The 20,061-nt window shown below is 60.6% G+C and carries 19 protein-coding genes and 2 pseudogenes; 9 read left to right on the plus strand and 12 right to left on the minus strand.

The window, feature by feature from the left end; translation table 11 throughout:
* Nucleotides 1–148 precede the first annotated feature (148 nt).
* From tssA to FFS64_RS20760, 7 genes are all read left to right on the plus strand, one after another.
* On the plus strand, nt 149–1,735 hold the full coding sequence (gene tssA / locus FFS64_RS20730; RefSeq protein WP_137806949.1) for a type VI secretion system protein TssA: 1,587 nt from the start codon (nt 149–151) through the stop codon (nt 1,733–1,735).
* Between the two features lie 24 nt (nt 1,736–1,759).
* On the plus strand, nt 1,760–3,529 hold the full coding sequence (gene tssF, locus FFS64_RS20735; protein WP_137806950.1) for a type VI secretion system baseplate subunit TssF: 1,770 nt from the start codon (nt 1,760–1,762) through the stop codon (nt 3,527–3,529).
* On the plus strand, nt 3,493–4,743 hold the full coding sequence (gene tssG, locus FFS64_RS20740; RefSeq protein ID WP_137806951.1) for a type VI secretion system baseplate subunit TssG: 1,251 nt from the start codon (nt 3,493–3,495) through the stop codon (nt 4,741–4,743). The genes tssF and tssG overlap by 37 nt, the downstream gene beginning before the upstream one ends.
* Nucleotides 4,637–5,107, plus strand: coding sequence for a type VI secretion system lipoprotein TssJ (gene tssJ / locus FFS64_RS20745; RefSeq protein ID WP_137806952.1), 471 nt, complete (start codon nt 4,637–4,639; stop codon nt 5,105–5,107). The genes tssG and tssJ overlap by 107 nt, the downstream gene beginning before the upstream one ends.
* 3 nt (nt 5,108–5,110) lie before the next feature.
* Complete coding sequence (gene tssE, locus FFS64_RS20750; protein ID WP_137806953.1) at nt 5,111–5,557, plus strand: type VI secretion system baseplate subunit TssE; 447 nt, start codon at nt 5,111–5,113, stop codon at nt 5,555–5,557.
* Nucleotides 5,558–5,572: 15 nt separating this feature from the next.
* Nucleotides 5,573–6,703, plus strand: a complete 1,131-nt coding sequence (locus FFS64_RS20755) for an OmpA family protein (RefSeq protein WP_137806954.1) — start codon at nt 5,573–5,575, stop codon at nt 6,701–6,703.
* Nucleotides 6,704–6,831: 128 nt separating this feature from the next.
* A complete protein-coding gene (locus FFS64_RS20760) occupies nt 6,832–7,503 on the plus strand; it encodes an ATPase (RefSeq protein WP_137806955.1) in 672 nt (223 codons plus the stop codon).
* Nucleotide 7,504: 1 nt separating this feature from the next.
* On the opposite strand, the gene FFS64_RS20765 is transcribed toward FFS64_RS20760, so the two are convergent.
* From FFS64_RS20765 to FFS64_RS20790, 7 genes and pseudogenes are all read right to left on the minus strand, one after another.
* Nucleotides 7,505–8,101, minus strand: coding sequence for a cytochrome c3 family protein (locus FFS64_RS20765; protein ID WP_137806956.1), 597 nt, complete (start codon nt 8,099–8,101; stop codon nt 7,505–7,507).
* Nucleotides 8,102–8,110: 9 nt separating this feature from the next.
* On the minus strand, nt 8,111–8,596 hold the full coding sequence (locus FFS64_RS20770; protein ID WP_137806957.1) for a nitrate reductase cytochrome c-type subunit: 486 nt from the start codon (nt 8,594–8,596) through the stop codon (nt 8,111–8,113).
* An 11-nt stretch (nt 8,597–8,607) separates the two neighbouring features.
* Nucleotides 8,608–11,112 carry a nitrate reductase catalytic subunit NapA gene (gene napA, locus FFS64_RS20775; RefSeq protein WP_137806958.1) on the minus strand — a complete coding sequence of 835 codons (2,505 nt, stop codon included), beginning with the start codon at nt 11,110–11,112 and terminating at the stop codon, nt 8,608–8,610.
* Nucleotides 11,109–11,369: a chaperone NapD gene (locus tag FFS64_RS20780; RefSeq protein ID WP_137806959.1), complete on the minus strand. Its 261-nt coding sequence runs from the start codon at nt 11,367–11,369 to the stop codon at nt 11,109–11,111. Before FFS64_RS20780 ends, napA begins: the two co-directional genes overlap by 4 nt.
* A gap of 23 nt (nt 11,370–11,392) precedes the next feature.
* Nucleotides 11,393–11,560: a periplasmic nitrate reductase, NapE protein gene (gene napE, locus FFS64_RS20785; protein WP_137806960.1), complete on the minus strand. Its 168-nt coding sequence runs from the start codon at nt 11,558–11,560 to the stop codon at nt 11,393–11,395.
* 181 nt (nt 11,561–11,741) lie between these two features.
* Nucleotides 11,742–11,873 carry a hypothetical protein gene (locus FFS64_RS31775; RefSeq protein WP_256660504.1) on the minus strand — a complete coding sequence of 44 codons (132 nt, stop codon included), beginning with the start codon at nt 11,871–11,873 and terminating at the stop codon, nt 11,742–11,744.
* 41 nt (nt 11,874–11,914) lie between these two features.
* Nucleotides 11,915–12,034: pseudogene (locus FFS64_RS20790) on the minus strand (serine hydrolase); the annotation flags it as partial.
* 285 nt (nt 12,035–12,319) lie between these two features.
* Between FFS64_RS20790 and FFS64_RS20795 the strand changes: the two are divergent.
* Nucleotides 12,320–13,105, plus strand: coding sequence for a DeoR/GlpR family DNA-binding transcription regulator (locus tag FFS64_RS20795; RefSeq protein ID WP_137806961.1), 786 nt, complete (start codon nt 12,320–12,322; stop codon nt 13,103–13,105).
* 190 nt (nt 13,106–13,295) lie between these two features.
* On the opposite strand, the gene FFS64_RS20805 is transcribed toward FFS64_RS20795, so the two are convergent.
* The 5 genes and pseudogenes from FFS64_RS20805 to FFS64_RS20830 form a co-directional block, all read right to left on the minus strand.
* Nucleotides 13,296–14,579: an FAD-binding oxidoreductase gene (locus tag FFS64_RS20805; RefSeq protein WP_137806962.1), complete on the minus strand. Its 1,284-nt coding sequence runs from the start codon at nt 14,577–14,579 to the stop codon at nt 13,296–13,298.
* A 161-nt stretch (nt 14,580–14,740) separates the two neighbouring features.
* Entirely contained in the window at nt 14,741–16,105 is a 1,365-nt protein-coding gene (locus FFS64_RS20815) for a glutamine synthetase family protein (RefSeq protein ID WP_137806964.1), read from the minus strand.
* A 531-nt stretch (nt 16,106–16,636) separates the two neighbouring features.
* Nucleotides 16,637–16,867, minus strand: a pseudogene (locus FFS64_RS20820) (bestrophin family ion channel); the annotation flags it as partial.
* 4 nt (nt 16,868–16,871) lie between these two features.
* Nucleotides 16,872–17,870 carry a GTP 3',8-cyclase MoaA gene (gene moaA / locus FFS64_RS20825; protein WP_137806965.1) on the minus strand — a complete coding sequence of 333 codons (999 nt, stop codon included), beginning with the start codon at nt 17,868–17,870 and terminating at the stop codon, nt 16,872–16,874.
* A 496-nt stretch (nt 17,871–18,366) separates the two neighbouring features.
* Complete coding sequence (locus tag FFS64_RS20830; RefSeq protein WP_137806966.1) at nt 18,367–19,218, minus strand: CAP domain-containing protein; 852 nt, start codon at nt 19,216–19,218, stop codon at nt 18,367–18,369.
* 141 nt (nt 19,219–19,359) lie between these two features.
* On the opposite strand from FFS64_RS20830, the gene FFS64_RS20835 reads away from it, so the two are divergent.
* Complete coding sequence (locus FFS64_RS20835; protein ID WP_137806967.1) at nt 19,360–19,986, plus strand: cell wall hydrolase; 627 nt, start codon at nt 19,360–19,362, stop codon at nt 19,984–19,986.
* The last annotated feature ends 75 nt before the right edge of the window (nt 19,987–20,061 follow it).

Below are 20,061 nucleotides of genomic sequence, written 5' to 3' on the forward strand. Positions count from 1 at the left end.
CGCCCGATGGCATCTACCTGACCTGGAACCTGCGCACCGAACTGGGGGCGGGACCGCTGGCGTTGCTCAAGCTGAGGGACTTCAAGCTGCCGAAGCAGATCTTCATGAGCGAAGGACGTGCGGCAGTCGCGCAAAACGGGAGTGTCGAATGAACCTGCGAACCCTGATCTCCCGTTGCCTGGGTGAACGTGACCCCCTGACGCTGGCCCGGTTGCAAGCCGAACGCTGGCAAGCCTGGTTGGAGCCCATCAGTGCCGAAACCCCGGTTGGCGAAGACCCCGGCTACGACGATGACTTCCAGCGCATGCGCGAGGAGGTCAACAGGCTGTCCGGCGCGGAGGTGGACCTGGTGATTCAGCTGGCGCAGAAGCTGCTCAGCCAGCGCTGCAAGGACCTGCGCGTCGCCACCTATTACCTGTGGGCACGCCTGCAGAAGGACGGTGAAGCCGGTCTGGCCGATGGCCTGGAATTGTTGGCGGCCTTGCTCGAACGCTACGCCGCGCATGTCCTGCCCACGCGAGCCAATAGCCGCAGGATGTCCCTGGAGTGGTTGACCAGCGCCAAGGTACTCGAGTGCCTGTCGCTGTACCCGGAAGTGGTAAAGGAAGAGGCGGAGCGCACGGTGGCGGCGCTGGCCTGGCTGGAGCGCGGAACGGACGCCTGGCCGCAGGACGAGCGTCCGGAATTGGGCGCTCTGTATGGTGCTTTGTCCGCCCGGCTGGCGCAGTCCGGCGGGGTGGATGCGCTGGTGCCGCAGAACAGTGCCAGCCACGAAGCCAATGCCCAGACCGGCGCAGCCGCTGCGACGGCGATCAAATCCGGTCGTGATCTGCTGGACAATGGTCGCGCGCTCGCCGGGTATCTGCGCGAACAGCCTCAAGGCTGGCTGGCGGCTCATCGTCTGATGAAGAGCCTGCGTTGGGACACGGTGCATCAGGCGCCGCCGCAGGATGCCAAAGGCCTGACTCGTCTGACGCCGCCCCGGGGTGACTATCGGGCGCAACTCAAACGGCTGTATCTGCAGCAAAACTGGAATGAGCTGCTCGATCAGGTCGAGCGCATTTACGCCGAGGGCGTCAACCATTTCTGGCTGGATTTGCAGTGGTACGCCTGTCAGGCGTTGAGCAAACAACCCGCGCCTCTGGACAACTGGGCCGATATCGTCAAGCGGGACCTGGGGATGTTTCTTGAACGACTGCCAGGCCTGGAAGTGCTGTGCTGGAGCGACGGTACACCTATGGCCGACGAGACCACCCGCGAGTGGATCGCGCAGCACGTCAGCGGCAATCGCCAGCCGCAGTGGCTGCCGGCACCGACTGCTGCACCGGCAAGCATCGATAGCGAAATCCTCTCGCTGGAGGGAGAAGCCTTGGCTCAGGCCGATAGCGAAGGCGTCGAGCAGGCCCTGGCCTGGCTGGCGGCGCGTCCCGGCATCGATACCGGTCGGCAACGATGGTTGTTGCACCTGCTGATGGCGCGGGTGGCCGAGCAATACAGCAAGAGCGATCTGGCCCTGCATCTACTGGGCGAGCTGGATGCAACAGCGCAACACCAGGCATTGGCGCAGTGGGAGCCGCAACTGAGTTTCGAGATCAAGGCCCGTCTACTCAAGCTCTTGCGTTTGAAAGCCCAGCGCAACGACGCCGACAAAGCCACCCTCGGGCAGCGGATGGACGCGCTGCTGGCGGCGCTGGTGGCCATCGACCCGGTACGCGCAGCGGTGCTGTGCGGCTAACCCTCTTTGATCAGGACTTTTACCGTGAGCATGGACAATCTGACACTGCGTTACTTCGACGCTGAGATGCGTTACCTGCGTGAAGCCGGCCGGGAATTTGCCGAGGCTTTTCCGGATCGGGCAGCGCAACTGAACCTGGACAAACCGGGTGCACGCGACCCTTATGTGGAACGCCTGTTCGAGGGCTTCGCCTTCCTGATGGGGCGGTTGCGCGAGAAACTCGACGATGACCTGCCGGAGCTGACCGAAGGCTTGGTCAGCCTGTTATGGCCGCATTATCTACGCACCATTCCATCGCTATCGATTGTCGAACTTTCACCACAGGTGGAGGAGATGAAGCACAGTGAAGTGATCGCAACCGGTTTTGAAATACTGTCGCAGCCCATCGGTCCGCAGCGAACCCGCTGCCGCTACACCACCACCCAGGACCTGACGTTACGGCCACTGTTGCTCGAGTCCTTGCGACTGGCGAACGAACCCGACGGGCGTTCGTTGCTGCGACTGCGCTTTACCTGCGGTGCAATGACCGATTGGAGCCAGATTGACCTAAGTCGCCTGCCGCTGTACCTCAATGCCGACGCATCGCTGGCCAGCGCGCTGCATCAAGCGCTGACCCTCAACACCCAGGCCTTGTACGTACGCCTGCCGGACGATTTGGAACGTCATCCGTTGGAGGGGTATTTCGCACCCAAGGGCTTCGCCGATGAGGATCGCTTGTGGCCCAAGGGTGACAGTGCCTTCAGCGGTTATCAGCTGCTGCTGGAGTATTTCACCTTTCGCGAAAAATTCATGTTCGTGACACTGTGTGGGCTCGAACATCTGAAGTTGGCACCGGGTGCCGCCTGGTTTGAGCTGGAGGTGGTCCTGCGCGAGGCCTGGTCGCCCGCTTTCAATCTGAGCGCCGAGCACATTCGCCTGCATGCGGTGCCGGTGATCAATCTGTTCACGCTCGAATCCGATCCGCTGACGCTGCAACCGTTGCAGACGGACTACTTGCTTCGTCCAATGCGCTTGCAGGACGGTCACACGGAGATCTATTCAGTGGATCGGGTCACCGCGTCGAAAAACGCCGAGCGTCACGACTATGTGCCATTCAGCAGTTTTCGCCACAAGGGCGGCATGCTGCGCGACGATGCGCCCGAGCGTTACTTCCATACCCGCCTGAAACGGGGCGCCAATGGCCTGCACGATACCTGGCTGATCCTCGGCGGCGAAGGCTTTGACAAGGACAATCTGAGTAACGACCAAAGCCTGTCGCTGCAATTGACCGGCACGCATGGCCAACTCCCGCGCAAGGCGTTGCAGAGCACCTTGCTCGACACGCTGGTGCAATCCTCGAAGTCCGGCCTGCGAGTGCGCAACCTTTGCGTGCCGACGTTGCCCTGTTATCCGCCGAACCGCGACCGCTTCCATTGGCGCGTACTCAGTCACCTGGGGTCGAACTTTCTGCCGATGCTCGACAACGCCGAAGTACTGCGCGGCACCCTGGCGTTGTATGACTGGACGGGTAGCGAACTCAATCGACGGCGCCTGGCCGCCATCGTCGAAGTCAAACACTTCTTGAAGCAGCGCTTCGAAAAAGGCTTCTTGCTGCGCGGCGTGGACATTGAAGTCACCCTGGACGCTAACGGTTTTTCCGGTGACGGCGACATCACCCTGTTCGGCGAGATGCTCAATCGCTTCTTCGGTTTGTACGCCGACATTCATCTGTTCAACCAGCTCACGCTGATCCTTCAACCTACTGGAAAGTGCCTGCGATGGAACGAGAACCACAGTCAGCGTATTCCCGGCTGAAAGCCACCGGGTTACTCCAGGCACTGCAGGGGCGGGTGGCCGAGGCCAATCTGTATCGCTTCTGCCAGTTGCTGGAACAGTCGATACCCGATCACCCACCGCTGGGCAGCACCACACATCCGGCGGATGACCCGGTGCGCTTTCGTCCCGACCCCGGCATGGGCTTTCCCGCCGGCGAACTGCGGGCGATCGAGACCGACGACAACCAGCCGCAACGCCCGGCCACGGTGCGCACACGTCTGCTTGGCTTGTATGGCGTGGATTCGCCGTTGCCGACCGTTTTTCTCGACGACATCACCCAGCGCCGCGAAGGGCACGAAGCGTTGGAGGCGTTCCTCGATATGTTCAATCACCGCATCTTTACCCAGTTCTATCGTGTCTGGCGCAAGTACTCCTACCCGGCGACTTTCGAGGCGGGCGGTAGTGATGCGACGTCGCAATGCCTGCTGGGCCTCATCGGCTTGGGAATTCCCGGCACCGCCGAGCGGATCGCCACGCCGGTTTCGCGCTTTCTTGCGCTGCTCAGTGTGATGCGCCTGCCCACCCGTAACGCCGAGGGGATCAGCGCGCTGGTGACGCTACTCGCGCCCAACACTCGCGTGAAGGTGACTGCGCATTGGCCACGGAAAATTGCCTTGGCGCAACCGGCCGGGCTGTCCACGCACCATCCGGTGAGGTTGTCCCAAGGCACGCCTCTTGGCCCTGTCGGCTACGACGCCAACAGCCAATTGCGTCTGGGGCTGTTCACCGAGGATCGGCAAGAGGCTCGAAGCTGGTTACCGGGTGGCCGGCTGTATGACGATCTGCTGGTGTTGCTACAGGTGTATCTGGGCTGGCGCTGCACCGCGCGGCTGCAATTGTCGCTACCACTGCACAGCCTGCCGCCAGCGATTCTGGGCGCTGCCCCCGTGTTGCTGGGGATGACGGGTGTACTGGGACTCGATGGCAATACGTCTGAAGAGACGGAGCACGACACCATCGCGATCAACCTGGGCTGTTATCAAGGTCTGAAATGCAATCCCGACGAAAAGGAGCTGCAACATGTCGCCTACCATTTCCAAATCACTGATAGTCACCACGCTCCTCGTGCTGCTGAGCGGCTGCGGGTTGACTCAATCGGCGACAGACGCCACGGCGTCCACCGCGAGCTTGATTTTCTACAAGCAGGTGAAAACCCTGCACCTGGATTTCAGCTCCAGAACGGCCGTGAATAACACAGCGGTGGATATGAATGATTTGTCGGTCCCGACCCTGGTGCGGGTGTACCAGCTACGCGATGGCAAGACGTTGGAAAAAGCCACCTACGACACCTTGGTCGACGATGACGACAACCTGCTGCGCAGTGATCTGCTGGATACACGGGCGGTGGTGGTCAAGCCGGGGGAGGGGGCGCAACTGAGCGTGCCGATGGACAAGGATGCACGGTTCGTTTCTGTGGTCGCGCTGTTTCGCCAGCCCGACATTGAGACGAACACATGGCGCTTGACACTGAACCGCGATGAATTGGACCCGGACCAGGCTCGGGTCATCGAGTTGGGTGACAACCGCCTGACTTTGCGCCCATCGGCCAAGGAGTAACGGATGACGGATTCAAACCCTTCACTCTACGAAATGATTCTGCAGAACTTCGACGGCGGCCTGGACCTGCATCACGTCAGTGAGGAGGATCAACACACCCTGTCGGTACTTGATAACGTGCAACGTATCCTCAACAGTCGCGCCGGGGCACTCGCACATTTGCCGGATTACGGACTTCCGGACATGGGTGTAATCCTGCAAGGGCTGCCCGCATCGGCGCATGGAATGATGAAGACCATGGAGCGCACGCTGCTCAAGTACGAACCACGGCTGGCAACCCTCTACATTAAAGTGCTGCCGCAGGTTCAGCCGGGGCATTTGGAGTACGCGCTGGAGGTGCAGCTACGAAGCGGTAAACAGGTGAGTTTCGGCACGACACTGGGGCCCGGGGGCAACGTCATGGTGCGTCACCTGAAGCGGCAGGACTGGCTGTCGCAATCGAACCTGTAACGGAAGGGAAGCTGGATGACGGCGTTATTTGAAATGCGTGTGCGGGTCGGTGGCGATCCACAGGGCTTTGGCGAGTTCGTGGCGTTGGGTGACGAGCTGGCCAAACTCAACCACCCGGCCTGCCCGGACGTGGACTGGGCGAGGGTGGAGCAGTTGTGTCTGGTGCTGTTCCAGCTCAACGGCGCGGACCTGCAATCGGCGGCGGCGTTTACCTTGGCGCGCAGTCAACGTTACGGTCTGGAGGGTATGGCGCAGGGGTTGGCTCTGGTCGATACGCTGAGTTGCGAATGGCCCGACCTGTGGCCTGCCTTGGAGTCTGTGCGCCAGGACATCCTGGCCTGGCTGTTCGTTCAGCTGCAATTCGTGGTGCGCGGTCTGCCAATGGACGCACGGAACCTACCGGCGCTTGCACAGGTAGACACCGAATTGTTGCGCGTGCAGCTGCGTCTGGATCATCAGGTTCAGTTCCCCCTGACTGCATTGCAGACCCTGCGCCAACTGATCGCGGGCCTGACGCAACGCCTGCAACGAGACAGTGCTAGGAGCATTCCCATCCGGCTGCCGGCCAGGGACTCCGTCCCGCCCCCCTTGGCGCCCATCGTGATCTGGTCTGCCCGGCCTGCACCGCCAATGGAGCCTGCCCGACGTCGAAGCGGCATGTGGTTGGGGGCTGTGTCGGCGTTGATTGCTCTGGCGTGCGGGGTCTGGTGGGGGGCAACCGGCGAGCCCATGCAGCGATTGGCAAGCCTCTGGCTGCGGGAACAGGCGATTCCCGCCCCCGTGCGCCTGGACAGTCTGGCACTGTTCGACGCTGGCAGCGCTGAACTCAAGCCTGGCTCAACCAAGGTCCTGATCAACGCCCTGGTTGGCATCAAGGCGCAGCCCGGGTGGTTGATCGTCATCAGCGGCCACTCCGATGACCGGGGCGACCGGGAGCAAAATCTCCAGTTGTCCTATGCCCGGGCCTCAGCCGTGCGTGGCTGGATGCAGCGCATGGGTGACATTCCCGACAGTTGCTTCGCCGTACAGGGGGTCGGCGCCAGTCAACCGATCTCCAGCAATGACAGCGCTTCCGGGCGCGCGGCCAACCGGCGGGTCGATATCAATCTGGTGCCCCAGGCAGGGGCTTGTGAGCGTCCGGCATGACTGGGTAAGCACATCCATAGCCATCATTCATTTGCTCGATATCCATCATTAAAGAATGCAAGTTCTGTTTTTCTGTCATCAGAGGAGGATAGGGTCATTGCAATCTCGCCCTTGAAGGAACCTGCGCGATGAGAATTTCGACTCTGTTGGCCGTCGTCGCCATGCTGACCGGCAGCCTTGCCGCCACCGTACCGGCCGTGGCGGCCGATCCGTCCTGCCATTTCCTGCCGATCGCCGACAGCAGCGCCAATTTGCAGCAGGCGAAAACGGTGGCGGTGCTCTATAGCGAAAACACGCTCAACACGCAACAATACCTTGAGAGCTATCACGCGGTGGCGGTCAAAGGGGCGAAAAATCCAGAGCTCGATTCGCGGATCAGCCAGGCGTTCGTCGACAGCTCCGATCCGCAGCGGGCGATCAACTGGTTGATGGGATCGTTGCAGAAAGAATTCGCTTCGGTGACGGTCTACGACAACCTCGATGCGGCGGTGCAGGCCCATCCGGATGTGGTGGTGATGCTCGACACCTACAGCCGCCTGGTGTCCAAGCGCAACGACCAGGTTGAAGCGCGGTTCATGGCCAAATTCTACGACGCCAACTTGCAATACATCGGCCAGGCCGAAGGTTCGCGGGCACAGCAAATGCCGTCGGTGTGGGTGCATGGCAAAGCCGCGCCGCAGATTGCCGCGCAGATCAACCAGCAGACCGAGTTGCAAGTGAAGGCGCTGAAGCAGTTCGATGCGTCGTTGAAGGCGCTGGTGACGGCTGGCAGCGCGGGTCATGTCGCAAGCAACCGGTGACCTACCAGCCTTTCACCCCGCTCATATCGGGCAGTTTGTGCGCTATGCCTTTATGGCAGTCGATGCAAGTCGCTTCGCCCTTGGCCAGTGACGTTGAGTGCATGGCCGCGGCGCGCTTGCTCTGACGGGTGAAGTCCATGAATTCGAAGTTGTGGCAGTTGCGGCATTCGCGCGAATCGTTGGCCTTGAGCCTGGCCCATTCATGTTCGGCCAGTTCACGGCGCAGGTTGAGGAATTTGTCGCGGGTGTCGATGGTGCCGAACAGCTTGCCCCAGACTTCCTTCGACGCCTGCATCTTGCGTGCGATCTTGTGGGTCCACTCATGGGGGACGTGGCAGTCCGGGCAACTGGCGCGCACACCGGAACGGTTGGTGTAGTGGATGGTGTCCTGCAACTCGACGAACACGTTGTCGCGCATTTCATGGCAGGACACGCAGAATTTTTCAGTGTTGGTCAGCTCCAGCGCGGTGTTGAAACCGCCCCAGAAAATGATCCCGGCGATAAAGCCACCCAGCGTCAGAAACCCCAGGCTGAAGTAAACGCTCGGCCGACAGAGGATGCCCCAGTAGTCCTTAAGCAGGGCGAACAGTGCTTTCATGGCGCCTCCTCAAGGTTTTTGCGCGGCGTTGGCGTCGTCTTGCAGGATTTTGTCGATGGTCTCGAAGCTGTTGCCCACCAGCGGCAACACCTCTTTTTGCGGTACGTGGCACTGGTTGCAGAAGTAGCGACGCGGTGAAACGGCCGCCAGCGCCTGGCCGTCGCGGTCCATGTAGTGGGTGATGCTGATCATCGTCGCCTGGGTACGCGCGCTGTTGGCCCGGCTGTGACAGGACAGGCACTTGTTGCCGTTCATGTCGATCTGATAACCGCGAATGCTGTGGGGGATGGTCGGCGGCTGGTCGGGGTAATTGCGTTCGCGCTTGAGGTCCTTGTTTTCATCGTTGGCAATCGGCGGGGCGGGCATGCTCTGGGTCAGGGTGCCACCGGGCCGGCGTCCGTCCGGACCCGGCGCATCCAACGGGTAATCGACCTCGGCGGCAATGACCGCACCCATCAAGGCGAGCAAAACCAACGGCAGGATTCGAAAAGTCATGACGGTGCTCCTCAGGCCGCGCTGATCAACTCGATGCGGATGGCGCATTTCTTGTAGTCGGTCTGTTTGGAGATCGGGTCGGTGGCATCGAGCGTGACCTTGTTGATCAGCTTGTTGGCATCGAAAAACGGCACGAATACCAGACCCCGCGGTGGTTTGTTGCGCCCCCGGGTTTCGATGCGCGCTCGGATTTCGCCGCGGCGGCTGATCAGCTTCACCTCACTGCCACGGCGCGCGTTCATGGCCTTGGCATCGTCGGGATGCATGTACACCAGCGCATCCGGCACGGCCTTGTACAGCTCCTCGACCCGCTGGGTCATGCTTCCCGTGTGCCAGTGTTCCAGGACCCGGCCGGTGCTCAGCCAGAACGGATATTCGGCATCCGGGGCTTCGGCTGGCGGCTCGTAGGGCAGGGCGAAGATGATCGCCTTTTTGTCCGGGTAGCCGTAAAACTGCACGCCGCTGCCGGTCTCCACATAAGGGTCATAACCCTCGCGGTAACGCCAGCGGGTTTCCTTGCCATCGACCACCGGCCAGCGCAGGCCGCGTTCGCTGTGATAACGGTCGAAGGCAGCGAGGTCATGGCCGTGGCCACGGCCGAAGCGGGCGTACTCTTCGAACAAGCCTTTTTGCAGGTAGAAACCAAAGGCCTTGGCCTCGTCGTTCTTGTAGCCAGCCTCGATTTGTCCGACCGGAAACTGGTCGACCTGACCATTCCTGAACAACACGTCGAACAGGGTCTTGCCCTTGTATTCCGGCGACTTGGCCAGCAGCTCGGCGGGCCAGACTTCATCGATCTTGAAGCGTTTGGAAAACTCCACCAGTTGCCACAGGTCCGACCTGGCCTCACCCGGTGCGCTCACCAATTGGTGCCAGAACTGTGTGCGGCGCTCGGCGTTGCCAAAGGCACCTTCCTTTTCCACCCACATGGCGCTGGGCAGGATCAGGTCGGCGGCCTGGGCGGACACGGTGGGGTAGACGTCCGAGACAATCACGAAGTTTTCCGGGTTGCGCCAGCCGGGCAGCGTTTCCTGCATGATGTTCGGTCCGGCATGCATGTTGTTGCTGGCCTGGGTCCAGTAGACGTTCAGCACGCCGTCCTTGAGCATGCGGCTCTGTTGCACAGCGTGAAACCCGACTTTCTCCTGGATGGTGCCGGCGGGCAGTTTCCAGATCTGTTCCGCGGTGGCGCGGTGTTTCGGGTTGGTCACCACCAGGTCGGCGGGCAAGCGATGGGCGAAGGTGCCGACCTCCCGAGCAGTGCCACAAGCCGAGGGTTGGCCGGTCAACGAGAAGGGGCTGTTGCCCGGCTCGCTGATCTTGCCGGTGAGCAGGTGGATGTTGTAGATCAGGTTGTTGGCCCACACCCCGCGAGTGTGCTGGTTGAAACCCATGGTCCAGAACGACACGACCTTGCGTTTGGGATCGGCATACAACTCGGCCAGGCTCTTGAGTCGTTCAGCCGGGACACCGGTCTCCTTGGCCGTGCGATCCAGCGTGTAGTGTTTGACGAACGCGGCGAACTGCTCGAACGAAATGTCCGTCCAGGTATTGGCCTTGTCGGCATTCTTCGCCTGTTTTTCCCGTGGATCATCCGGTCGCAGACCGTAGCCGATGTCATCGGCACCCTGGGCAAAGCGCGTGTGCTGGCTGATGAAGTCTTTGTTGACCGCGCCGCTTTCGATGATGTGGTTGGCGATGTAGTTGAGGATCAGCAGATCGGTTTGCGGCTTGAACACCATGGGAATATCGGCGAGCTCGAAGCTGCGGTGTTCGAAGGTCGACAACACGGCGACTTTTACATGCGGGTAACTCAGACGCCGGTCAGTGACCCGACTCCACAGGATCGGGTGCATCTCGGCCATGTTCGAGCCCCAGAGCACAAAGGCATCGGTGGCTTCGATGTCGTCGTAGCAACCCATCGGCTCGTCCATGCCGAAGGTGCGCATGAAGCCCATCACCGCCGAGGCCATGCAGTGGCGCGCATTGGGGTCGATGTTGTTGCTGCGAAAGCCGGCCTTCATCAGTTTGTTGGCGGCGTAGCCTTCCCACACCGTCCATTGCCCGGAACCGAACATGCCGATCGACTCAGGGCCTTTGTTCTTCAAGGCTTCCTTGAATTTCGACTCCATGATGTCGAAGGCCTTGTCCCAACTGATCGGCTGGAACTCGCCCTGTTTGTCGAACTGCCCGTTTTTCATGCGCAGCAGCGGCTGGGTCAGGCGGTCGACGCCGTACATGATCTTGGACAGGAAATAGCCCTTCACACAGTTGAGCCCGCGATTGACCTCGGCCTTGACGTCGCCATGGGTGGCCACCACGCGATTGTCCCTGGTCGCGACCATCACGCTGCAACCGGTGCCGCAGAAGCGGCAGGGCGCCTTGTTCCAGTCCAGGGTGACCATGTCCGCTTCGGTCACCAGATTGCTGGCGGTGGTGAAAATCGGCAGCCCAGCGGCAGAGGCTGCAATGGCCGCGGCCTGGGCCTTGACGAATGCTCGACGCGACATGCTCATTCGACGTCTCCGGCGGAATCGAGGATTTCGTGATAGATCAACGCAGCGTTAAGTACGCCCGGCAGATTGTTGATCTGTTCGATGCGTTGCAGGATCTGGTTTTCGTGTGTGGTTTCAAGCACGACCACCAGTTTTCCGGCAGTACTTTCCTGATGCAGTTCCACGCCGTCCAATAGACGCAAGTTGGCTTTTACGGCTTCAAATAGTTCAGGTCGGGCAAGTACAACCAGGCTGGCGATGTGCAGGGCTTCGTCCATGCGCTGACTCCAACAGAATATGGTCAGTTGGGTGGCCCGGGCGGGCCGTAGATCATTTGGAAAAACCAGACGATGAAGCCGTAGCCGCCAACGATAGCGACTGACAGCAGCGGAAACAGGCAGACGACAAGAAACAGGAACAGCCGGGTTTCCTTGCGCCGCTGCAGTTTTTGTTCTTCTGCCAATGACATTGAATTCACTCCGCCGAACTTGCACTCAGACTAGATCACGAAGTTTTTCCCGGGTTTAACGGCGCGAGCCTTATCGACCGACGGTATGGAGGATGCTGACAGGAAGAGTGGGTTGTATTGCTTCAAATCAATAGTGCATCAGGTTGCCTGACAAATTATTGATAAGCGTTATCGTTTATATTTAATGATGTGCTTTCAGGATCGCCGCCAGGCGCTTCACCACTTCGGTTTCGACCACCGCGTCTTGAGTGTTTGCTTGAAACACCGCGCAACTGGCCGTGTTGGCACCATCGCTACTGCGATAGACCGCCACGACGCTGCCGGGGGCACCGCCGGTGTGTCAGCTCAACAGTCGACAGCGGTGTGGAATTCGGCGAGTTCGGAATAATCCGCCAGCCCGGCTTCGTGTCGCAGCAGTTGGTGCAGGGTAAACGGGCCTTCCGGGACGGTGTCGTCAAGACCGGTCAAACCGTCGCCACCAGCGACAGGGCCGATCAGCTGTGCACCAGTGCAATGGTGAACGAGACCACGATCATGCAGGCAAAAGCGAAATTGAGATTCATGAGGTATCCATCCAGAACATGAGTGACGGCGCCATTCTGAACAGGTCGATAAAAAATAAGAAATTCGCCTTCATGATTTGAAAGATCGAAAGAATTGATATCTGGCATTTTTTGCCGGGTTCGCCGGTTTGTGTTTGCCCTGTGTTTTGGCTAATCTCGGACAAACACGCAATTTCGCGCATAAACAGGCAGACTCATGCACGATCATTCCACCACCGAACTCCCGCATCTGCGCCGGCAGAAAATCCTCCTGATCCTCGAGCGCGACGGCAAGGTCATGGCTTCGGAGCTGAGTCAGCATTTCGCCGTCTCGGAAGACACCATTCGCCGCGACCTGTCAGAACTGGCCGGCGCCGGACTGGTGCAGCGGGTGCACGGTGGAGCGCTGCCTCGACCCAAGGACACCGGAAAGGACTACTTCACCCGCATCAGTGAAACCGATGAAGTGAAAACCCGCCTGGCGCAGCTGGCGGCCAGCCGGGTCGAAAACGGGCAGATCGTGATGTTCGACTCCGGCACCACCACCTTGCAGATCGCGCGGTCGTTGCCGTCGGACATCTGCATCACGGCGGTCACCGCGTCGCCGATGACGGCGATTACCTTGTCCGAGTACAAGGGCATCAAAGTGATTCTGGCGGGGGGGCAACTCAATCCGGCGACGATGTCGGCCAGCGGGCATGAAACCCTGCGTTTGCTCGAAGGCATCAAGGCCGATCTGTTGTTCACCGGAGTGTGCGCCATTCACCCGGAAGTCGGCATCAGTTCGCTGCACTTTGACGAGGTGCCGGTGAAACAGGCGATGCTCGACAGTGCGTCCCATGTGATTGCCGTCACCACGGCGGACAAGCTGGGCGCGGTGGAGCCGTTCGTGGTCGCGCCGTGCTCGCGCTTGCACACGCTGATCACCGAGCGGCATGTGGCATCGGGCAATGTCGAGGATTACCGCAGGCTGGGGATCGAGGTGGTGCAGGTGGAGGGGTGAGGCCCTCCCACAGAGAACATCTGAGCGCCAGAGAACCACTGTGGGAGCGAGCCTGCTCGCGAAGAGTCCATCACATCCAGCATCCATGCTGACTGACCCACCGCTTTCGCGAGCAGGCTCGCTCCCACAATGGACTGTGGTGGGACATAAATTTCATGAGCAGCGCAGACCCCCTTTGGAAGAGATGCCCTCAGCGCAACCGCTCAAGCATCTGGTAGTACCACATGCCCGCCGCCAGCATCGGGTTGCCCAGCAGGTCGCCCATGGGCACGCGGATGTGCTGGCAGGCGGCGAAGGTGTCGAACTGCTGCAGTTGCCCGGTGATCGCCCGGCCCATGATTTCGCCCATGATGTGCGTGGTGGCGATGCCATGGCCGGAGTAGCCCTGGCAATACCAGACGTTGTCCGACAGCTTGCCCAGTTGCGGGATGCGGTTGATGACGATGCCCATCGCGCAGCTCCACTGGTAGTCGATGGCCACGCCTTTGAGCGCCGGGAATGTCTGCTCGATGCACGGGCGCAGTTCGGCGGCGATGTCGCGTGAATCCTTGCCGCTGTAGTTGGCGCCACCACCGAACAGCAGGCGGCCATCGGCGGTCAGGCGGTAGTAGTCGAGTACGAAGCGGCAGTCGTACACGGCCAGGTCTTCGGGGTTGATCTGTCTGGCCAGGTCGCCCAGTGGCGCGGTGGTGACGATGCCGCCCATGGCCGGAAAAATCTTGCCCTTGAGCTGGCCCGGCTCCAGTTTGTGGTAGACGTCGCCGGCCAGCAGCACCTGATTGGCGTCGATGCGACCGTGGGCGGTGCGCACACCCGGCGTGTCGCCGTGAATGATCTCCAGCACTTCGCTGTTTTCGAAGATCAGCGCGCCAAGACTTTCCGCTGCCCGCGCTTCGCCGATGCACAGGTTCAGCGGGTGCAGGTGCATGTTGCGGGTGTTTTTGATGGCGCCGTGGTAGAGATCGCTTTGCAGCAGGTCACGCACTTGGCTGCGGTCGAGCAGGCTGACCTCGTCGCCCATGCCACGGCGCACCGCCTCGTCGTAATCCTTGCGCAAACCGTCCATGTGGCTGGGCTTGTACGCGGCATGCAGGTGGCCGTGTTTGAGATCGCAGGCAATGCTGTATTTTTCCACCCGCTGCTGGATGATCTGGTGCCCGCGCCAGCGCAGGTGCCAGATGAAATCGTCGACTTCATCGCCGAGGGTGCGGCGCATCTGTTTGCGCATCGCTTCGTCGCCCGACAGGCTGCCGGTGACCTGGCCGCCGTTGCGCCCGGTGGCACCCCAGCCGATCTTGTGGCTTTCGACGATGGCCACTTTCAGGCCTTTTTCCGCCAGCTCGACGGCCGTGGCGACGCCGGTGAAACCGCCGCCGATGATCACCACGTCAACCCGGTGTCGGCCTTGCAGTGTGGGGTAGTCGGTGTCCTGGTTGAGGGTGGCGGTGTAGTAGGAATGGGTGCGTTGGGTCATGACAATGTCCTGGCAAAAGGGGGAGTGAAGCTGGCGCCGCCCCTTGTGGGAGCGAGCCTGCTCGCGAAGAGGCCGGTACATTCAGCACTTTTGGTGACTGACATACCGCATTCGCGAGCAGGCTCGCTCCCACAGGAGGGGGGCTGCGGATGGCGACTGGTTTACGCCTCAGTCAGATACCAACGCCAATCCTGCTCTCCCACTTCAGCCATGAACTGCCGATACTCGGCCCGCTTGACCGCCAGATACACCCCCAAAAACTCCTGCCCCAGCGCATCCCGTGCCCACACCGAATTTTCCAGCGCCGTCAGCGATGTCAGCCAATCGGTCGGCAGCAGTTGCGTGGCTTGCGCGTAGCCGTTGCCTTCGACCGGTTCGCCCGGATCCAGGTCTTCGCGGATGCCGCGGTGGATGCCGGCCAGAATCGCTGCCGCCGCCAGATACGGGTTGGCATCGGCGCCGCAGATGCGGTGCTCGATGTGCCGACTGTTGGCCGGGCCACCCGGTACGCGCAGGCTGACGGTGCGGTTATCGACGCCCCAGGTCGGCGCCAGCGGCGCATAACTGTTGGCCTGGAAACGCCGGTAGGAGTTGGCGTTGGGGCAGAACAGCAGCAGCGAATCGAGCAAGGAGGCGAGCATGCCGCCGATGGCCGTGCGCAGCAGCGGGGTACCCGCCGGGTCTTCGGAGGCGAAGAGGTTGCGGCCCTCGGCATCGGCGATGCTGACGTGCATGTGCATGCCGGTGCCCGCCAGATGATCGAAGGGTTTGGCCATGAACGTGGCCTGCATGCCGTGCTTGTGGGCGATGGCTTTGACCAGTCGCTTGTAGCGCACGGCCTGATCCATCGCGAGCAAGGCATCGCCGTGTTCCAGGGTGATTTCCACCTGGCCCGGGGCGTATTCGGAAATCGCCGTGCGCGCCGGAATGTCGTGGAGTTTGCATGCCGCGTAGAGGTCGGCGAGGAACGGTTCGATCTGCTCCAGTTCGCGCAGGCCATACACCTGGGTGTGTCTCGGTCGACCACCATCCGCATCCAGCGCCGGTTGCGGGCGACCGAGGTGGTCGCGCTTGGCATCGAGCAAATAGAACTCCAGCTCGCAGGCCATCACCGGGTGATAACCCTGCGCCTTCAGGCCCTCGATGACCTTGATCAACAGGTGGCGCGGGTCGGCAATGCTCGCCGGCATGCCTTCCTGCGGGTGCATGCTGACTTGCACCGCGGCGGTCGGAATCTGCCGCCATGGCAAGCGCACCAGGCTGCCTTCGAGCGGGTAGGCGCGGCAGTCAATATCGCCCACATCCCAGACCAGCCCGGAGTTTTCCACGTCATCGCCCTGCAAGGTCAGGCCGAGGATGGTGCTGGGCAGCGGGCGACCGCTTTCGTACACCGCCAGCAGTTCCTCGCGGTGCAACAGCTTGCCGCGTGGCACACCGTTGGCATCGAGAATGAACAGCTCGATCATGTCGATATCGGGGTTGTTCGCCAGAAAGTTCCGGGCGTCTTCAAGGGCTGCGAATTTCATTGTTCGTCACTCACGTTGGCGCCACGCAGGCGCACGGATTCAGGCCAGGGCACGACGACGGGTACAGGCCCGGATCGTGCTGGCAGCGATAGCGAAAAGAGGGGCTCGATGCGTTGAAAACGCGATCAGGCGAGCAGGGTGCTATCCGGCGGACGTGCGGAGTGACGCAGTTTTGAGCGGCGCAGGGCCATGGGCAGGTTGACGATGCGTTTCATGAGGCAATGCCGTCCATGGCCAACAGCGAGGTGGCCTGAGTCGAGACGTGGTGCTCTGACGGCGAAGTGCGCATGACTCATGTTTCCAGCAGTGGAAAACGTCGGAGGCCGATAACAAGCCATCCGGGGGTGACTGGATACTAGGGGTGAAAGGGGCGTCTGTAAACGTCCGGTGCTCAGATAACGTTAATTGTGATTCAAATCCTGGGGGTGAATGGCCTGAGTGTCAGTTCAGGACAAAATCCACCGGCTCCATGTGGGGCGGTAGTTGTGTCACCCCCAACGCCTCCTGCACATCACGCTCGATGGTGCGCACATACCAGCGGTCATAACAGACGTTGTTGCGAAAGCTCATGAAGATCGACAGCGACAGACCGAGCAGGGTGGCACTGACCTTGGAAAGATAACTCGGGTGCAAGGTTTCGATGAGCACGATGGCCGAAGTGAGCAAGGTCACCATCAGGCTGCGTCGCGCAATGCGTTTGGCGATCGAACCCTTGAGTGAAGTCAGCACGCCGACCAGATTGGATTTGGGTCTGACGATCATGGTTTCAGCCGCCCGTCATGTTCATGAAGCGAATGACCTGAACGTCGTCGTTCACTTCGAAGTTGTGCCGGTATGGCTTGAGCTTCATCGCCTCGATGATGGCGTTCTCCAGACGTTCGGGTTGGCCCGGATGAGCGCGCAGTACCGCCTTCAAGTCGACGGAATGCTCGTTGCCCAGGCACAGCAGTAGACGACCTTCGACAGTCAGCCGCACCCGGTTGCAGGTGCCACAGAAGTTGTGGCTGTGGGGCGAAATGAACCCCAGGCGAATCTGCGGTGCTTCGGCCAGTCGCCAGTAGCGCGAAGGACCCTGGGTCGACTCGGCGGAATCAATCAGCGTGTAGCGTTGGGCAATCCGCTCACGAACCTGGGCACTGGAGTAAAACGACTCCGCGCGGCTGTGTTCATGGATGGTGCCCAAGGGCATTTCTTCGATAAAGGAAATGTCGAGGTTGCGATCGATGGCGAAACTCACCAGGTCGTTGATCTCGTGATCGTTGCGACCCTTCATCACCACGCAATTAAGCTTCGTATTGCGAAACCCCGCCTTATTGGCGGCGTCGATGCCCTTGATCACCTGCGCCAGTTCGCCGGTGCGGGTCAGCTCGCGAAAGCGTTGCGGGTCGAGGCAGTCGAGGCTGATGTTGAGGCGGTTTACCCCGGCCTCGAACAAGGGCTCGGCCAGTTTGGCCAACTGCGAACCGTTGGTGGTCATGCACAATTCACGCAGGCCGGGCAGGGCGGCGATGTTCTGGCACAGCTGCACCACGCCCGGGCGGATCAGCGGTTCGCCCCCGGTCAGGCGAATCTTGCGGGTGCCCAGTGCGACGAAGCTCTGTGCCACCTGATAGATCTCTTCCAGGGTCAGTACCCGTTGGCGCGGCAGGAATTCCATGTCTTCGGCCATGCAATACACGCAACGGAAATCGCAGCGATCGGTGACCGACATCCGCAGATAGTCCACGCGCCTGGCGAACCCATCGATCAAGACTCGTTCCGACATGACATCCTCGCTTGGCGCTGCACGCATTGATTTAAGTGTGGGAGCGAACCGACTCCGGGCGGTGTTCCGACGCTGGTTGTTAACGATAACGCGCAGTTAGGGGGGGCAACGCGGCGCGCTTGAGTCCCGCGCGAGCAGGTTCGCTCCCACAATTACAGGTGTGTTGAGCGCAGGCTAAGAGCAACTTGCGAGGGCGTCCAATCACTATGGATGACCGGTTGATCGAGCGGATCTATGATGGAATGGGTTGCTTTGAAAGATGGCTTTAAGATTCTGTAAGTTGTTGAATTCAAGCAATTAAAATCAATGGTAAATATCTTCGAACAGTGGGTCGTTAATCGCGATAAGGCCGTGATTTATCCCTGTTCATATCCTTTTCTCCGTCAAACGATCAATGACCTGAATCGGGTCAATGCCTGAGTGCATTTTCACGGGGAAGCCGTCGACCGCTATAAATCCTGCAAAGAAGCCGTCGGCTGGGGCGCGCTGACCGCCGTCACTGCGCCCCAAACATCACCGTCCAGTAAATCCCCGCATCACTCTTCGGATCAACCGCATACGCCACCCCCACATCGCGGAACTGCGGGTTCATCAGGTTGGCGCAATGCCCTGGGCTGGTCAGCCAGCCGTCGACCACCTTGCGCACGCTGTCCTGCCCGGCGGCGATGTTCTCGCCAATCTGCTGGAAGTCATAGCCCGCCAGTTCCGCGCGGTCGCCCGGCGTGCGGCCATCGCGATCCTTGTGATCGAAGTAGTTGTTGTTGGCCATGCTGCGCGAATGGGTTTCGGCGGCGGTCGCCAGGGTGGCGTTCCAGGTCAGTGGCGTGGTGGCGTTGAAGGATTGCGCGCCGCATTGGCGTGGTCGGGCACGTGCGACGTTGAGCTCGGCCAGCAGCTTCTGGCCTTCGGCCTGCCAGTCGCCGAGGCGGGCGCTCAACAGTGGTCGGGCCACCACGATGCGCCACGCGCGATCTTGATGGCTGACGCCGACATCGACGAACTGCGGGTCCAGCACGATCTGGCAAAAACTTTCCTGGATCGCCTTCATCGCCGACGGCGCATCACGCGGTCCGGACAGACTGATCGCCTGCACATTCTTCATCGGGTAACCGGCGGTGGCCATGGCCTGCTGCAGATTGCCGATGCTCGCGGCGGACAGTACCAGTCGCGGATCGGCTGCCAGTGGCGGCAGTTCCGAGGAAACCTGGCCGGCGCAGCGTTGCACCTGGCTGCGATAGACGTTGATCGATTCGATCAGTTGCGATTCATCGCTCGCCAGGGTATTGGCAGCGAACAGCAGACCCAGTGAAAAACCGGCGAAGCGCATGGCGGACGATGTGAAGCGCATGAAGATCCCCTTTGGCTGACTGCGCCCATGATGCGTGAAGTTGTTCCCGTTAAGGCAATGGATTTTCCAGAATGTTGTGGCGGGTGTGCAATCATTTCACTACTACACTGAAGCGATAATTCCAACTGAGTCATCCCAACCATGCGCCTCGACTGGATAGCGGCCTGTTTTGCACTGACTGTACTTGCTGCTCCGGCATTCGCTGCCGACCAGGATCAGAAACAAAAGCAAGAAGTGGCCGAAGACAAGGCCGAAGTGCTGGAGCAAAAGGCCGCGGAAAATCCCAGTTCCGCGCCGGCGCCAAAATCCGAAGCCATTACCCAGTCCGAAGTCCAGGCCGTCGACCCCGCCGGCGCCGCGCCGCTGGACGACGCCATTACCTGCATGGCCCGTTCGATCTATTGGGAAGCCAAGGGAAAAAACGCCGCCGACATGGAAGCCGTGGCCAACGTGGTCATGAATCGCCTCGGCCATGAGGGCTTTCCCGATACTGTATGCGGTGTGGTCAAGCAGGGTTCGGAAACCAAGAGTTGCCAGTTCTCCTGGTGGTGCGACGGGCGTTCCGATTCGGTGCAGGAAGAGGTGCAATACGCGATGGCCAAGGAAATCGCGCGCAAGGCGCTGAACAAGCAACTGCCGGATCGAACGGGCGGCGCACTGTATTTCCATGACCGCACGGTGAAACCGGATTGGGCCAGGGAGTACATCAGAACCGTGGATATCGGTTTGTTCCGGTTTTACAAGCCGCAGGGTGGGGATGCGAAGTAACTGCTTTAACGTGGGGGAAACTTTCTTCAATTTACCTGAGTCACCGAAAGTGAAGCGCTTATGTTTGATAAGTGA

This window comes from Pseudomonas sp. G(2018), assembly GCF_005502415.1.
Classification (GTDB): domain Bacteria; phylum Pseudomonadota; class Gammaproteobacteria; order Pseudomonadales; family Pseudomonadaceae; genus Aquipseudomonas.